The sequence below is a fragment of the Herbaspirillum frisingense GSF30 genome, from assembly GCF_000300975.2.
GTDB lineage: Bacteria > Pseudomonadota > Gammaproteobacteria > Burkholderiales > Burkholderiaceae_D > Herbaspirillum > Herbaspirillum frisingense.
In genome coordinates this window covers 74,580-89,897 of record NZ_AEEC02000021.1, presented here as the reverse complement: position 1 = coordinate 89,897, position 15,318 = coordinate 74,580, and the positions used below count along the sequence as shown (strand labels likewise).

Annotated in this window: 11 protein-coding genes; 1 reads left to right on the top strand and 10 read right to left on the bottom strand. The window is 63.0% G+C overall.

Annotated elements, in window-relative coordinates:
* The 8 genes from truB to HFRIS_RS15385 all read right to left on the bottom strand — a co-directional run.
* Positions 1 to 704, bottom strand: a 704-nt coding sequence (gene truB / locus HFRIS_RS15420; RefSeq protein ID WP_039875976.1) for a tRNA pseudouridine(55) synthase TruB, incomplete at its 3' end; no start/stop codon positions are given.
* A gap of 98 nt (positions 705 to 802) precedes the next feature.
* The gene (rbfA, locus tag HFRIS_RS15415) at positions 803 to 1,195 is read right to left on the bottom strand and encodes a 30S ribosome-binding factor RbfA (RefSeq protein WP_006464329.1); all 393 of its coding nucleotides are present in this window, start codon (positions 1,193 to 1,195) and stop codon (positions 803 to 805) included.
* A 109-nt stretch (positions 1,196 to 1,304) separates the two neighbouring features.
* The gene (gene infB / locus HFRIS_RS15410) at positions 1,305 to 4,178 is read right to left on the bottom strand and encodes a translation initiation factor IF-2 (RefSeq protein WP_006464328.1); all 2,874 of its coding nucleotides are present in this window, start codon (positions 4,176 to 4,178) and stop codon (positions 1,305 to 1,307) included.
* A 52-nt stretch (positions 4,179 to 4,230) separates the two neighbouring features.
* The gene (nusA, locus tag HFRIS_RS15405) at positions 4,231 to 5,790 is read right to left on the bottom strand and encodes a transcription termination factor NusA (protein ID WP_006464327.1); all 1,560 of its coding nucleotides are present in this window, start codon (positions 5,788 to 5,790) and stop codon (positions 4,231 to 4,233) included.
* Positions 5,787 to 6,281, bottom strand: coding sequence for a ribosome maturation factor RimP (gene rimP / locus HFRIS_RS15400; protein ID WP_006464325.1), 495 nt, complete (start codon positions 6,279 to 6,281; stop codon positions 5,787 to 5,789). The genes nusA and rimP overlap by 4 nt, the downstream gene beginning before the upstream one ends.
* Before the next feature lie 383 nt (positions 6,282 to 6,664).
* Positions 6,665 to 8,749 carry a 23S rRNA pseudouridine(2605) synthase RluB gene (gene rluB / locus HFRIS_RS15395; RefSeq protein ID WP_006464324.1) on the bottom strand — a complete coding sequence of 695 codons (2,085 nt, stop codon included), beginning with the start codon at positions 8,747 to 8,749 and terminating at the stop codon, positions 6,665 to 6,667.
* Positions 8,736 to 9,776: an SMC-Scp complex subunit ScpB gene (gene scpB, locus HFRIS_RS15390; protein ID WP_006464322.1), complete on the bottom strand. Its 1,041-nt coding sequence runs from the start codon at positions 9,774 to 9,776 to the stop codon at positions 8,736 to 8,738. The genes rluB and scpB overlap by 14 nt, the downstream gene beginning before the upstream one ends.
* 398 nt (positions 9,777 to 10,174) lie before the next feature.
* Positions 10,175 to 12,340, bottom strand: a complete 2,166-nt coding sequence (locus tag HFRIS_RS15385) for a putative bifunctional diguanylate cyclase/phosphodiesterase (protein ID WP_039875973.1) — start codon at positions 12,338 to 12,340, stop codon at positions 10,175 to 10,177.
* Between the two features lie 302 nt (positions 12,341 to 12,642).
* Here HFRIS_RS15385 and HFRIS_RS15380 point away from each other — a divergent pair, with 302 nt between their 5' ends.
* A complete protein-coding gene (locus tag HFRIS_RS15380; protein WP_006464320.1) occupies positions 12,643 to 14,238 on the top strand; it encodes an FMN-binding glutamate synthase family protein in 1,596 nt (531 codons plus the stop codon).
* 108 nt (positions 14,239 to 14,346) lie between these two features.
* On the opposite strand, the gene HFRIS_RS15375 is transcribed toward HFRIS_RS15380, so the two are convergent.
* A complete protein-coding gene (locus HFRIS_RS15375; RefSeq protein ID WP_006464319.1) occupies positions 14,347 to 14,583 on the bottom strand; it encodes a sulfurtransferase TusA family protein in 237 nt (78 codons plus the stop codon).
* Between the two features lie 158 nt (positions 14,584 to 14,741).
* A complete protein-coding gene (locus tag HFRIS_RS15370) occupies positions 14,742 to 15,296 on the bottom strand; it encodes an NUDIX domain-containing protein (RefSeq protein WP_006464318.1) in 555 nt (184 codons plus the stop codon).
* Between the last annotated feature and the right edge of the window lie 22 nt (positions 15,297 to 15,318).

The window sequence follows — 15,318 nt, the reverse complement described above, 5'->3', positions numbered from 1 at the left end:
CCGACACCGATGCGGCGCAGGGCGTTCAGGTGGGCGCCGCAGCCCAGGACCTCGCCGATATCTTCACCCAACACGCGGATATAGGTCCCTTTGCTGCAGGTGACGCGGATACGCAACATCGGCGCCTGGTAATCCAGCAACTCCAGCGCATGGATGCTCACGTCGCGCGCCTCACGTTCCAGCGTGATGCCGGCGCGGGCGTATTCATACAAGGGCTTGCCATCGCGCTTCAAGGCCGAGTGCATGGGAGGAACCTGGCTGATCGGGCCACGGAACTGCGTCAGCGCGGCTTCGATCTGCGCCACGCTGACAGCCACCGGCCGCTCACCGAGGACCTGGCCCTCGGTGTCGCCGGTATCGGTGCGCACACCCAGGTGCACGAGCGCCTCGTAGGTCTTGTCGGCTTCCAGCAGGTCTTGCGAGAACTTGGTCGCTTCGCCGAAGCACAGCGGCAACAAGCCGGTGGCGAACGGATCCAGGGTGCCGGTATGGCCGGCCTTGGGCGCGTTGAGCATGCGCTTGGCGCGGATCAGGGCGTCGTTGGAGGACAGGCCTACCGGCTTGTCCAGCAGCAACACACCATGCACCGGCACGCGCGGAGGACGCGGCGGCCGTTGCGGCTGGCCGCGCTTGCTGCGCTTGCCCTGCTCCGGCGCACTATCGGGGGAAGCGGACGCGGGGTCCGCCGTCATATTGTCAGCCATGAAATGCAAGACCGGCCTCGCGCCCTGATGAAGGGATCGCAGACCGGTGCGAAGATGAAGGAGAAAACTGCAATGCTACGACGCAGCCGACGCCTGGCTCAGGCCTCGTCGTCCGAATCCTTGGCGCGGGTAGCGTTGGCCTCGTCGATCAGGCGCGACATTTCAATGCCGCGCGCGGTCGAGTTGTCGTGCACGAAATGCAGTTCCGGCAAGGTGTGGATGGTCAGCCGCCGACCCAGCTGGGTACGCAGGTAACCGCCCGCCTTGCGCAGTCCGGCCAGGGTGTTCTTGATCGCATCCGGGTTGTCCACCAGCGTGGTGAAGAAAACCTTGGCGTGCGCGTAATCCGGCGTGACCTGCACTTCGGTAATGGTGATCATGCCCACCCGCGGGTCCTTCAGCTCGAAGGCGATCAACTCCGACAGATCGCGCTGGATCTGGTCGGCTACGCGCAAGCCGCGCCCGGGAATGGATTTGCTATGTTTTGCCATGCTTTAAAAAAACAATCCGTCGATGGCTTGGCGGGAGGATTCCCGCGTTGCTGCGACGGATCTTGCCAGTGATGCCGGCACATCGCGAACGATGCGCCGGCGTATTGCATTACAGGGTACGGGCGACTTCCTGGACTTCGAAGATTTCGAGCTGATCGCCCACTTCGATGTCGTTGTAGCCCTTGAGCGAGAGACCGCACTCGAAGCCCGACTTGACTTCCTTGACGTCGTCCTTGAAGCGCTTGAGCGAATCCAGTTCGCCGGTCCACACCACCACGTTGTTGCGCAGCAGACGCACTTGCGAGCCACGCTTGACCAGGCCTTCCAGCACGTAGCAGCCGGCGATCGAACCCACCTTGCTGACCACGAACACCTGGCGGATTTCCACCAGACCCAGTGCCTGTTCGCGCTTCTCCGGCGACAGCATGCCGGACATCGCGGCCTTCACCTCGTCCACCGCATCGTAAATGATGTTGTAGTAACGGATGTCCACGCCCGAGGCTTCTGCCAGCTTGCGAGCAGATGCGTCGGCACGGGTGTTGAAGCCGATGATGACCGCCTTGGAGGCGACCGCCAGGTTGACGTCGTTTTCGCTGATGCCACCCACGGCGGCATGCACCACCTGGACGCGCACTTCGCTGGTGGACAGCTTCTGCAGCGACTGCACCAGTGCTTCCTGCGAACCTTGCACGTCGGTCTTGATGATCATCGGCAGGTTCTTGACCTCGCCTTCGGTCATCTGGTCGAACATGTTTTCCAGCTTGGCGGCCTGCTGCTTGGCCAGCTTCACGTCGCGGAACTTGCCCTGGCGGAACAGGCCGATTTCACGCGCCTTGCGCTCGTCGGTCATGACCACTACTTCTTCACCGGCGGAGGGCACTTCGGTCAGGCCCTGGATTTCCACCGGCAGGGACGGGCCTGCCTCGGCGATGTTCTTGCCGTTCTCGTCCAGCATGGCGCGCACGCGGCCATAGGCCGAACCAGCCAGCACGACGTCGCCGCGCTTCAAGGTACCGGATTGCACCAGGATCGTTGCCACCGGGCCACGACCCTTGTCCAGCTTGGCTTCGATCACCAGGCCACGGGCCGGCACGTCCACCGGTGCGGTCAGTTCCAGCACTTCGGCCTGCAGCAGCACGTTTTCCAGCAGCGAGTCGATGCCTTCGCCGGTCTTGGCCGATACCGCGATGAACGGGGCATCGCCACCGTATTCTTCCGGCACGACTTCTTCAGCGATCAGTTCCTGCTTGACGCGGTCGGGGTTGGCACCCGGCTTGTCGATCTTGTTGATCGCCACCACCAGCGGCACGCCGCCGGCCTTGGCGTGGGCGATCGCTTCCTTGGTCTGGGGCATGACGCCGTCGTCGGCTGCCACCACCAGGATCACGATGTCGGTCGCCTTGGCACCACGGGCACGCATGGCGGTGAACGCCTCGTGGCCCGGGGTATCCAGGAAGGTGATCATGCCGCGCGGGGTTTCCACGTGGTAGGCACCGATGTGCTGGGTGATGCCGCCGGCTTCACCCGAGGCCACCTTGGTGCGACGGATGTAATCCAGCAGCGAGGTCTTGCCGTGGTCGACGTGACCCATGACGGTAACCACCGGTGCACGCGGCAGCGCTTCGGCATCGGCGTGCTCTTCGCCTTCGACCAGCAGCGCTTCCGGATCTTCCGCCTTGGCGGCGTGGGCACGGTGGCCCATTTCTTCCACCACGATCATCGCGGTTTCCTGATCCAGCACCTGGTTGATGGTGACCATCTGGCCCAGCTTCATCAGGTGCTTGATGACCTCGGATGCCTTGACCGCCATCTTGTGGGCCACTTCGGCCACGGTGATGGTTTCCGGCACGTAGACATCGTGCACCACGGCTTCGGTCGGCACCTGGAAATTGCTCTCACGCTGGTCATCGCCGTGCGAATGACGACGGCCCTTGGGGCCGGCACGCCAACCATCGCGACCACCGCCACCGGTAGCGCCGCGCGACTTCATACCGCCGGTGCCACGCTTCTTGGCATCGTCCTGCCAGGTCGACGAGACATTGGCCGACTTGATCGACTTCTTGTCTGCAGCCACGACCGGCTTCTTGTCATCCTTCTTCTCGCCCGGCTTGGCAGCGGTCGCCGGCTTATGCAGCGTGCCTTCGGAGGTCTTGGCCGGGGCTGCAGCAGGTTCGGGCGCCTTGATGACGCGACGCGGCGCATTCATCATGGCCTTGATCTGTGCCACTTCGTCTTCCACGGCCTTGCGGGCGCGGTCAGCGGCGGCAGCACGGTCAGCGGCTTCCTTGGCGGCGGCTTCAGCCTTCTTCTTGGCTTCTTCGGCAGCAGCGCGCTTCTTTTCTTCGGCAGCCTGGTCGACCGCCGGAGTCGGTGCAGCAGCGGCAGCAGCCGTCGCGGCGGGGGCAGCGGCCTTGGCCTTCTCGGCTTCGGCGGCAGCAGCAGCCGCTTCCGCGGCCTGGCGCTTGGCTTCGGCCTCGGCTTCTTCGCGGATGCGTTGCTGCTCCAGCTCGGCAGCCTTGGCCTGGGCGGCGCGTTCGGCCTCCAGCTGGTCCAGACGCTCCTGTTGTGCCTTCAGTTCGGCCTGACGGCGAGCCTCTTCCTGCTCACGTTCCTGCGCTTCGACAGCCGGATCGCGCTGAGGCGCCGCAGCACGCGCTGCGGTCTCGTCCACGCTGGGCTCGTCACGCTTGATGAAAGTACGCTTCTTGCGCACTTCCACCTGGATCGTGCGCGATTTGCCGGTTGCATCGGCCTGCTTGATCTCGGTGGTTTCCTTGCGGGTCAGCGTGATCTTTTTCTTCTCGCCTTCCGGCGCGGCCCCGCGCGCTCGGCGCAGGTGTTCAAGCAGGCGGTCCTTGTCTTCCTTCGACAGGGAATCGGATGCAGAGCTCTTCTCGACGCCGGCCGAACGCAGCTGGGTCAGCAGCAGGTCAGCGGGCATTTTCAGCTCGGTGGCAAATTGGGCAACGTTGTTACTCGCCATTCAGTCCTCTTTTCTATGTGGCTCGGCAGATGATGTGGAGACGCACCGCTTCTCAGCGGCCTTCGACTGCGCTCCATGCCTTGGCCTGCAGGGCCTTGGCGCGCTCATCGTATTTGGAATCGATGAGCTTCATTTCATCGTCGGTCACATCTTCAAATGCATTTTCAATCAGTTGGCGCGCGCGCTCGGAAGGCAGGGCCAGGATCGCGCCGAATTCGTCATAAGCCAGGCCGGCGAAGGCCGGCAGCGTCTTCACGCCAGCCAGACCCAGCTTGCCGGCCAGCACACGGTCCAGGCCTTCGAAGTTGATCAGCTCCTCTTCCATGCCTTCCAGGCCTTCTTCGGAGGCGATCGCTTCGGTCACCAGGGCGTCGCGGGCGCGGTTGCGCAGCTCATTGACGGTCTCTTCGTCGAACGATTCGATCTCGAGCATCTCGGTGATCGGCACGTAGGCGATTTCTTCCAGGGTCGAGAAACCTTCCTCGACCAGGATGTCGGCCACTTCCTGGTCAACATCGAGCTTTTCCATGAACAGCGTACGGATCAGCGCGGTCTCGGCCGCCGACTTGTCGGCCGATTCCTCGGCCGTCATGATGTTGATCTGCCAGCGGGTCAGTTCGGCTGCCAGACGCACGTTCTGACCGCCGCGACCAATGGCGATGGCCAGGTTCTCTTCGTCCACCACCACGTCCATGGCGTGCTTCTCTTCATCGACCACGATGGAGGTGACGTTGGCCGGGGCCAGGGCGCCGATGACGAACTGCGCCGGGTCTTCCGACCACAGCACGATGTCCACGCGCTCGCCACCCAGTTCACCGGTGACGGCCTGCACGCGCGAACCGCGCATGCCCACGCAGGTACCGATGGGGTCGATGCGCTTGTCGGCGGTATAGACGGCGATCTTGGCGCGTACGCCCGGATCACGTGCGGCAGACTTGATTTCCAGCGAGCCTTGTTCGATTTCCGGCACTTCCAGCTCGAACAGCTTCATGATGAATTCCGGCGCGGTGCGCGACAGGATCACCTGCGGGCCACGGGCGCCGCGATCCACGCGCAGGATATAGGCACGGACACGGTCGCCGATACGCAGGTTTTCCTTGGGGATCATCTGGTCGCGCGGCAGGCGGGCTTCGATCTTGCCGGATTCGATGATGGCGTCACCGCGCTCCATGCGCTTGATGGTGCCGGTCACCAGGGCATCGCCACGGGCCAGGAAGTCGGCCAGGATCTGCTCGCGTTCGGCATCACGGATGCGCTGCAGGACCACCTGCTTGGTGTCCTGTGCGAAGCGACGGCCGAATTCCACGGATTCGATCGGGTCTTCGATGTATTCGTCCACTTCGATGTCGGGGAACTGTTCCTTGGCTTCGAACAGCAGCACTTCCTGGTCAGGCAGTTGCAGGCCGGCTTCGTCGGGCACCACGTGCCAGCGGCGGAAGGATTCGAACTCGCCGCTTTCGCGGTCGATGGAGACGCGAATGTCGACCTCGCCTTCATAGCGCTTCTTGGTAGCCTGCGCCAGGGCATGCTCCAATGCGCCGAAGACGACTTCCTTATCGACGTTCTTTTCGCGCGCCAGCGCATCGACCAACAACAAAATTTCGCGACTCATCCTTTGCGACTCCTAAAATCGACCTGCGGCACCAGGTGTGCCTTATCCACATCGGCCAGCGTGAAATTCAACACGGCAGCCGACCCATCGTTTGCTTCAAATTCCAGTACCAGTTCCTCGCCTTCGGGCGCCCGCAGCACGCCTTCGTAGGTCTTGCGGTTGGACGTACCAGGCAGCGGCACGCGCAACTTGACCACGGCTTCGCAATCCACGAAACGCACGAAGTCGGTAAATTTCTTCAGGGGGCGATCCAGGCCGGGCGAGGAAACCTCCAGACGCTCATAGATCACGTCTTCCACGGTGAAGACGTGCAACAGCTGATGCGTCGCCTTCTCGCAATCCTCGACGGTGATCGAACGCGCTTCCTCCGCATCAGGATCGAACGGGAAATCGATAAAGACGCGCACCAGACCGCGCGGCGCCTTCTCGAACTCGACCAGTTCGTAGCCCAGGCCCGAAAGGGTGGATTCGATCAGTTCCAGCAATTGCAAGACTTTTTCTCCATGACAACGCTGCTTTGCCGGAGTGGCAGGCAGACATTCAAAATTGAACAGCAAAAAAAAATGGGCATCTGCCCATCTTTTGTTATCTCTACACAAATCGAGATCACACATCACGCGAACCGCCGGACTTCCAACACATCGGGGCGCAGGCGGATCTATCAATGATTTATCACATATGCGATTCGCGGCAGGTTGCGTTTAACTAACACATTATAACCGATCCAGGTATTGACAGCAAATCCCGAATTGGCAGAAATGTGAAGAAGGCGCCAAAAACGTCCATAAAAAACGTCATTGGCGCACTCCTGCGGGGCTTATCGCAGCATGACAGGCCGAATTGTCGCGGCATTGCCGCCGGACAATTCACTGCATCAGCGACCGCCGCGACGGCGATTCATGCTCGGCAGGCCGCCCAGCATGTAGTTGGCCGCGCTGTTGCCGCCACCACGCTGCGGGCGATTGCCGCGGCGCTGGCCGTTGCCGGCGTCGGGGAAGCCCAATGCGGTCTGCAGCGGATCAGGCTGGCGGCTCTTGGGTTGACCACCCTTGTTGCCGCCCTTGTTACCACCGTAATTGCCGCCCCCGGCATTGCCACCCTGGCCGCCGTAATTGCCGCCCTGGTTGCCGAAGTTGCCGCTGCTACGCCCCTTCTGCGGCCCCTTGTTCTGCATCGCATTACCGCGAGGCGCGTTGCCCTGCGGCTTGCCGCCATTGCCCGACTTGGCCTCGCCAGCCTGCTTTTCCAGACCGCAGGCCGCCATCAGGTTGCGCACGGCGTTTTCTTCCAGCTCTTCCCAGCGACCGCGCTTCAAGGTCTGCGGCAGCGTCATGGCGCCATAGCGGGTACGGATCAGGCGCGACACGGTCAGGCCGACCGCCTCGAACATGCGGCGCACTTCGCGGTTGCGGCCTTCGCCGATGGTCACGCGATACCACTTGTTGACGCCTTCGCCACCGCCGTCGGCGATGCGCGAGAACTGCGCCGGACCGTCATCGAGTTCGACGCCGCTCAACAGCTTCTGGCGCATGCCCTCTTCCAGCTCGCCCAGGGTACGCACGGCGTATTCACGCTCGATGTTGTAGCGCGGGTGCATCAGGCGGTTGGCCAGGTCACCGGAAGTGGTGAACAGCAGCAGGCCTTCGGTGTTGAAGTCCAGGCGCCCCACGGCCAGCCACTTGCCGGCCTTCATGGTCGGCAGGCGGTCGAATACGGAACTGCGTCCTTCCGGATCGGCATGGCTGACGATTTCACCGGAGGGCTTGTGGTACACCAGCACGCGCGGCGGACGCTTGCTCACCTTGCGCTGGATCAGCTTGCCATTGATGCGCACGGCATCGGTGGGCAGGATGCGCTGGCCGATGTGGGCCGGCTCGCCATTGACCGAGACACGGCCGGCGACGATCAGCTCTTCCATGTCGCGGCGCGAGCCCAGGCCGGCGTCGGCCAGCACCTTGTGCAGCTTGGGAGCATCATCCTCGGCGGTCAGGTCGCGGCGACCGTTCTTGCCGCGCATCTGGTGCGCCTGGCGACCACCGGCCTTGGCGCCTTCGTCACGGTCATAGGCTTCCGAGGTGACGTAGGAGAAGATGTCGTCCACCGGCTCCGTCGCGCGCAGCCCCAGTTGCGGGGCCTTGGGCTTCTTGCCGTTCTTGTCGAAGTTCTTCTTGCCTTGCTGACCTTGCTGGCCGGGCTGGCCGTTGTGACCACTTTGACCACCGTGGCCATTGTTCTTGCCGAACTGGCCGCGTGGCTGTTCCGGTGCCGAGGGGCTCTCGCCCTTGGCCGGTGCACCTGCTTCAGCGCCAGCAGCAGCGCGCTGGGCGGCGCGGTTGTTGCGCAGGGCGCGGGGGCCGCGCACGCCGCGACGGGCGGGCTTGGCACGGTTCGGGTCCAGCGGGGCGTCCAGCAGCACCGGCGGCGCCACCACTTCCTCACCCACGGTGACGATGACCTTGGGCGGCTCGACAGGCGCCGGCGCCGCAGCAGCCGGTGCCGCAGCAGCCGGAGCCGCTTCAGCCTGGGCAGCCGCCTTGGGCTTGGCGGCGCGCTTGGGCTTGGCCGGCGCGGGCGCGGATTCGATCTCCAGGCTCAACTGGGCAGAAGCGGCCGAGGCGGCGGTCTCGATGGCCTGATCGGCCTTCTTGGCGCGCGGCTTGGTGGCGCGTGGCTTCTTGACCGGCTCGGCAGGCTCTTGTGCAGGGGCAGCTGCAACCTGGGCGGAAGTTTGCTCCACCGGGGCCGATTCCTCGGCCACTGCCTTCTTGGCTCGGGGAGCACGCTTCTTCGGCGCAGCAGCATCGGCAGCCACGGCTTGCGCCGCCGGCACCTCGCTTGCCTCGGATGCGGCGCTGGCCGCAGGCTTGCGGGTGCGCTTCTTCACCGGCTTGTCGGTGGTGGCGGCAGCAGCCGCTGCGAGTTCGACCTGGGTCTCGTCTTTGGAACTAGTTGGCTTCATTCTTCGAATCTGGATGTGGCGGACGCGCGTCATCTTCCCGCTGATCGGCCCGCTCGGTGGTGTCGTTATGCTCGCCTGCCGCTTCGCCGGCGGCCTCGATGGCGTCTGTGCCAGTTACGGCAACGTCTTGCTCAAAAGGTTCTGGTGCTTCCGGGGAAGCGTCGTCCTGATTACCCGCAGCGCGCTCTTCCCCGGCGGCGGCTGCAATATCCATGTGATCTGCGGAAGCATCGGCTTCGGCCTGTCCGACCAACGCTTCGGTGTCATCGGCGTCAGGCGAACTGTCGATACCATCCACTGCTTCGGCGATCTCGACGGCTTCTTCGGCTTCTGCAGCCTCTGCAGGCTTTACAGCGCCTGCCTCATCGGCAGCTTCCGGCAGTTCCGGTGTAGCGTCTGCAAGCTCCTCGTCCGGCTCTTCTGCCGCCAGGGCAGCCACGCCGCCCTCAAGGGCCTGCAATTCCAGCAGCGCGCCCTGGGCAGCCGCTTCGCCGCTGACCTGCTGCAGCGGCGGCAATTCCTCCAGCGAGCTCAGACCAAGGTCATCCAGGAACTTGCGCGTCGTCGCGAACAAGGCCGGTCGTCCCGGCACATCGCGATGGCCGATGGACTCGATCCAGCCCCGATCTTCCAGCATGCGGATGGTCTGGGTATTGACGGCCACGCCGCGAATCTCTTCGATATCGCCGCGGGTGACCGGCTGGCGGTAGGCGACGATGGCCAGCGTTTCCAGGGTGGCGCGGGTGTACTTGGGCGGCTTCTCCGGATTGAGGCGCTCCAGATAGACCTTCATTTCCTTGCGGCTCTGGAAGCGCCAGCCGGTGGATAGGCTGACCACCTCCACGCCCTTGTCGGCCCACTCGGTACGCAGCTCGTCGAGCATCTGCCGGATCATCTCGGCATTGACGTCGCTGCTCTCGTCGCTCTCGGGATCGACGTACAGCTTCTTCAGGTCATTGATCGACAGCGGCTCATGCGTGCAAAGCAATGCGGTTTCGAGGACTTTCTTGGCCTCAGCAATATTCATGTACCACTCTTGTGCGTCTTGTTGTTAACAAAAGTTCGGCTTGCAGCTGATCTCCGTCCCGCAGGGCTGCAACAAGCCAGGCCCGCGATCAGGCCAGATACGGCAAGCCTTGCGCTGTGCTGGATGCGGCGGCGCTACCTTCCGGTGTTTGGAGATTGAATGAGCTGGAATCTAAGACCCGGGCAAATCGGCGTCGCGGAGGTATCGCGCTTTCGCAAAGCCGTCATGTCGCGGGGTTGCGGACGGCCGACTGGCACCTTTTCAACTACCGGCCTTGCGTCATGGAGACTTTGTTGTCCGCACAGGCTGCGGCGGTCGGGCGCAAGGCATTAAAAAGTTCTGCGCGGAGTGTAGCACAAAGATTTCCGCGGATGGAGCCTGTTGCACCCCGAGCACGATTATTTACCTGGCGCCGGCAGGTCGCTTCCCGCACGCCGGGTCAGCCATTCGGTGAAATCGGCCACCGCCATCGGCTTTCCAAAGTAATAACCCTGCACCTCATCACAGGCATTTTCCTTCAGGAAAGCATGCTGCTCCTCATCCTCCACGCCTTCCGCGATGACGCGCAGGTTCAGGATATGGGCCAGGGAGATGACCGCCTTGACGATGGCCGCACTGTCGGCATCGCGGGCGATATCGCGTACGAAGGACTTGTCGATCTTCAGCGCATCCACCGGGAAGCGCCGCAGATACGAGAGGCTGGAATACCCCGTGCCAAAGTCATCCACCGAGATCTGCAAGCCCAGGCGCTTCAGGGCATGCAGGGTCGCCACGCTTTTTTCGGCATCCTTCATGACCACGTTCTCGGTGATTTCCAGCTCCAGGCAGGATGGCGCCAGCCCGCTCTGGGCCAGCACATCGCTGACGAAATCCGGCAGGCTCTGGTTCAGCTGCCGCGGCGACAGGTTCACCGCCACCGGAATGGTCGGCAAACCGGCCTGTTGCCAGCACTTGTTCTGGTGACAGGCGGTGCGCAACACCCATTCGCCGATGGGCACGATCAGGCCGGCATCCTCGGCGAAGGGAATGAAGCGGTCCGGCGGCACCATGCCCTGCTCGGGCGACTGCCAGCGGATCAGCGCCTCGGCACCGATGACACTGCCGTCCTTCAAGCTGAGCTTGGGCTGGTAGTACAGCTTGAACTCCTCCTGATCCAGCGCCCGACGCAGGTTGATCAGCATTTCCAGGCGGTTGCTGACCTGGGTATCCATCCATGGGGCGAAGAACTGGAAGTTGTTGCGCCCCTGCTCCTTGGCCCGGTACATGGCCGAGTCGGCCTGCTTCAGGAGGGTTTCCACATCCTTGCCATCGGCCGGATAGCGGCTCACGCCGATGCTGGCGGTGACCTGAAATTCACGGTCTCCGGCCTGCCAGGGGCGCGCCACGGCCGCCAGGATACGTTGCATGACTTCGGCAATGCCCTGCTCGCCGCCGGTCTGGTTCTGCAGCACCAGCACGAATTCGTCGCCGCCCTGGCGCGCCACCATATCGGTATCGCGCAGGCAGGCTTGCAGGCGCTGTGCCACGGTCTTGAGCAATTCGTCGCCGACCTGGTGGCCCAGGCTGTCATTGATGAACTTGAACTGGTCCAGGTCCACGAACACCACCGCCGTCAGGCCACCCTTCTGGCGCGCCACCTGAATGGCGCGCTGCAGGTGTTCGTGCAGCATGTTGCGGTTGGGCAAGCCGGTCAGGGCATCGTGGGTGGCCTGGTGACGCATCTCGGCTTCGTACAGCTTGCGCTCGGTGATCGCTTCCACCGTGCCCTCGTAGCAGATCAGCTTGTCGGCGTCGTCGTAGACCGCGCGCGCATTCTCGGAAATCCAGATGATGTCGCCATCGCGCCGGTACACCCGCGACTCGAAATTGGACACCGAGCCATGCTGTTCCATCAGGCGCATGAATTCGGTCCGCCGCTCCGGTTCCACGTAGAGCTGGTGACTGATGTCGCGCAGGCCCACGATCAGGTCTTCCGGCGAGTGATAGCCGTAGATGCGCGCCAGGGCAGGATTCACGGCGATGTAGGTGCCGTCGGGCGTGGTCTGGAACACCCCCTCGATGGCATTCTCGAAGATGCTGCGATAGCGTCGCTCGGCTTCCTGCAGCGCCTGGGCGGCCTCCTTGCGTTCTGTCACGTCCTGCAGGAAGCCTTCCAGGGCCTCCACCTTGCCGGCCGCGTTGTACAGACCCACGCCCCGCTCCCACACCCAGCGCAGGCTGCCGTCGGCATGCACGATGCGATATTCGATATCGATGCGACGGCGCTCGCGCAGGCATGTCTCGATATGCGCGCGCACCATGTCGCGGTCATCCGGGTGGGTCAGCTCCAGGAAGGACAAGCGGCTGTTGAGCAACAGGTCACCCGGGGCGTAGCCGGTCAGCGCCTGGCAACCGTCGCTGACGAATTCCAGGGTCCAGTAGGCGTCGTCGCGGCAACGGTAGACCATGCCATCGAGGTTGGCCAGCAAGGTTTCCAGCAGGCGCGGCGGGCGCGCCATGGCCACGACGGCCTGGTCCCGGCCTGGCTCATGGCGGCACAGGGCGCGTGAAGCAACTGTTTTCATAACGACATCGTGTCTCTCGCCTCTGCTGAGCAGGAGCTGGTGTGGTTGTGGAGATGGAGGACGCCGGGCTGCCGAATCCCCAAGGCGGCCAGCGTGATGATTCGGCAAAGCAATAAGGATGCCCACTGCCAGCGTAACGGGCCCGCGTGCCGTCAGCGACGGCCCTTACCGCTAAATCGACGGGAAACACCCCTCAGTTCGTCCCGCACGCGGCTGGCCCCAGGGCGTTAGAATCCTGCTAACCCCGCCTACTGACCAACTGGTCGGTACCGGTTCAACAATGACAACAAACGGACTTTTCCATGTGGGCAAATCGGTATCTGGTTTTCTGGGCGGTGCTCGTACTAACCGTCGTGCTGCTGGCTCTGGCCTCCACCCATGCCCTGAACTGGGCCTGGGTCCTGATTCCGCTGGCCTTGAGCGTGCTGGGCATCCATGACCTGGTACAACGGCGCCACGCCGTGCTGCGCAACTATCCGCTGATCGGCCATTTCCGCTTCATGTTCGAATCGATCCGTCCGGAGCTGCGCCAGTATTTCTTCGAAGATGAAATGGACGGCCGGCCGTTCTCGCGCAAGAAGCGCAGCATCGTCTACCAGCGTGCCAAGGCCGAGGTCGACAGCCGCCCCTTCGGTACCGAACTGGACATGCAGCAGGCCGGCCATGAATGGATCGGCCATTCGCTGTCCCCGACCAAGATCGCCAGCCACGACTTCCGCGTGACGGTCGGCGCTGATCGTGCCCAGCCCTATTCGATGTCGGTCTTCAATGTCTCGGCAATGAGTTTCGGCTCGCTCTCGGCCAATGCCATCCGGGCACTGAACCAGGGTGCCAAGAAAGGTAATTTCGCCCATGACACCGGCGAAGGCTCGGTCTCCGAGTACCACCGTGAATTCGGCGGCGACCTGGTCTGGCAGATCGCCTCCGGCTATTTCGGCTGCCGTAATGCCGATGGCAGCTTCAATGAAGAAAAATTCACGGCCCAGGCGCAGTCACCGCAGATCAAGATGATCGAGGTGAAGCTGTCGCAAGGCGCCAAACCCGGCCACGGCGGCGTGTTGCCGGCGGCCAAGATCACCCCGGAAATCGCCGCCACCCGTGGCATTCCCATGGGCGTGGACTGCATTTCGCCGGCGGTGCATTCTTCCTTCTCCAACCCCATCGGGCTGCTGGAATTCATCGAGAAGCTGCGCGGCCTGTCCGGCGGCAAGCCGGTCGGCATCAAGTTATGCGTGGGCCATCCCTGGGAATTCTTCGGCATCGCCAAGGCCATGCTCAAGACCGGCATCGTGCCTGACTTCATTACCGTGGACGGCTCCGAAGGCGGCACCGGCGCCGCGCCCCTGGAATTCGTGGACCACGTCGGCATGCCGCTGCAGGAAGGGCTGGTCATGGTGCACAACACTCTGGTGGGCATCGGCTTGCGCGACAAGGTGAAGATCGGCGCCAGTGGCAAGATCGTCACCGCCTTCGACGTGGCGCGCACGCTGGCGCTGGGAGCGGACTGGTGCAATTCGGCGCGTGGCTTCATGTTCGCCCTGGGCTGCATCCAGTCGCAGAGCTGCCATACCGACCGCTGCCCCACCGGCGTGGCGACCCAGAACGCAAATCGCGCCCGCGCCCTGGTCGTGCCGGACAAGGCCGAGCGCGTGCATCGCTTCCACCAGAGCACCCTGCACGCGCTGCAGGAACTGGTGCAGGCCGCCGGGCTGCCGCACACCTCGGCCTTGCGTCCGCATCACATCGTGCGGCGCATCAACGATCACGAGATCCAGCTGATGTCCAACGTGCTCAAGTACCTGCAGCCCAACGACCTGGTCGATGGCAATTACCGCTACCGGGTCTATGAGAAGTTCTGGCCCATTGCTCGCGCCGAAAGTTTCCACCCGGAATTCTGAAACGCCCGGGCGGCTGCTCGACCGCCTGGCGACGGACAACAAAAAACCCGCAGCTCGGAGAGTTGCGGGTTTTTTCATGCTGCCAGCCATCGCTGGCATGGCAGAAATCTACTTGCGCTTCATGAAGAAGATGAACTCATGTTCATCATTCTGCGATTGCTCCAGCAGATCGTTGCCGGTCTGCTTGGCAAAAGCCTGGAAATCGCGCACCGAACCGGTATCGGTGGCGGTCACCCTGAGCACCTGTCCACTGGCCATATCGGCCAGGGCTTTCTTGGTCTTGAGGATGGGCAGCGGGCAGTTAAGACCGCGCGCATCAAGTTCCCGGTGAAATTGAATGGTCATTACTTCGACTCAAAATGGATCACGACGAAAACGATTTTACTGCAAAATGCGCCGACTTGATGCATTGCACAAGTTCTGTTGTTTTCGCCGCACTAAGCTTGTGCAGAAGCAAGCTTTTTGCAGCAACGGGCGTCGGCACCGCTTTGTTGTCGCCTTGATTACTTCAGCACCACCGGCGCCTCGATGGGCGTAGCGGAACCGGCAAACTCTACATACTGCACCGGTAGATCGCGCTGACGCATCCAGTCGGCCACGGCATGGCCGGTTCCGGCCGGCCAGGGTCGCAGGTCGGCCGGATCCGACAGGCGATACTCCACCAGCTCCGGCGAGAGCTTGATGACCCCGCTGGCCTTGACGTAGTAGGCGATGATCAGCTCGTTCTTGCGCATGAATTCATAGACACCGATCAGCTCGATGTACTGGGCGTCCAGATCGGTCTCTTCCTTCAGTTCGCGGGCAATGCCCTGCTCGGGCGTCTCGTCGCGTTCCATGAAACCGGTGATGAGGGCAAAGCGCCCCTCAGCCCAGGCGGCATTGCGTGCCGTCAACATCTTGCCGTCGATTTCGACCAGCGCGGCCAGCACCGGCAGCGGGTTGTCCCAATGCGTCCAATGGCCTTCAGGACAGGCCAGGCGGACCTTGCCCGCTTCGCCTTCATCGGCGCGCAGCACCAGCGATGCTGCGCAGACCGGGCAGAACTTGAAATCGCTCATGAGTGCTCCGCGCCGGTGTCGG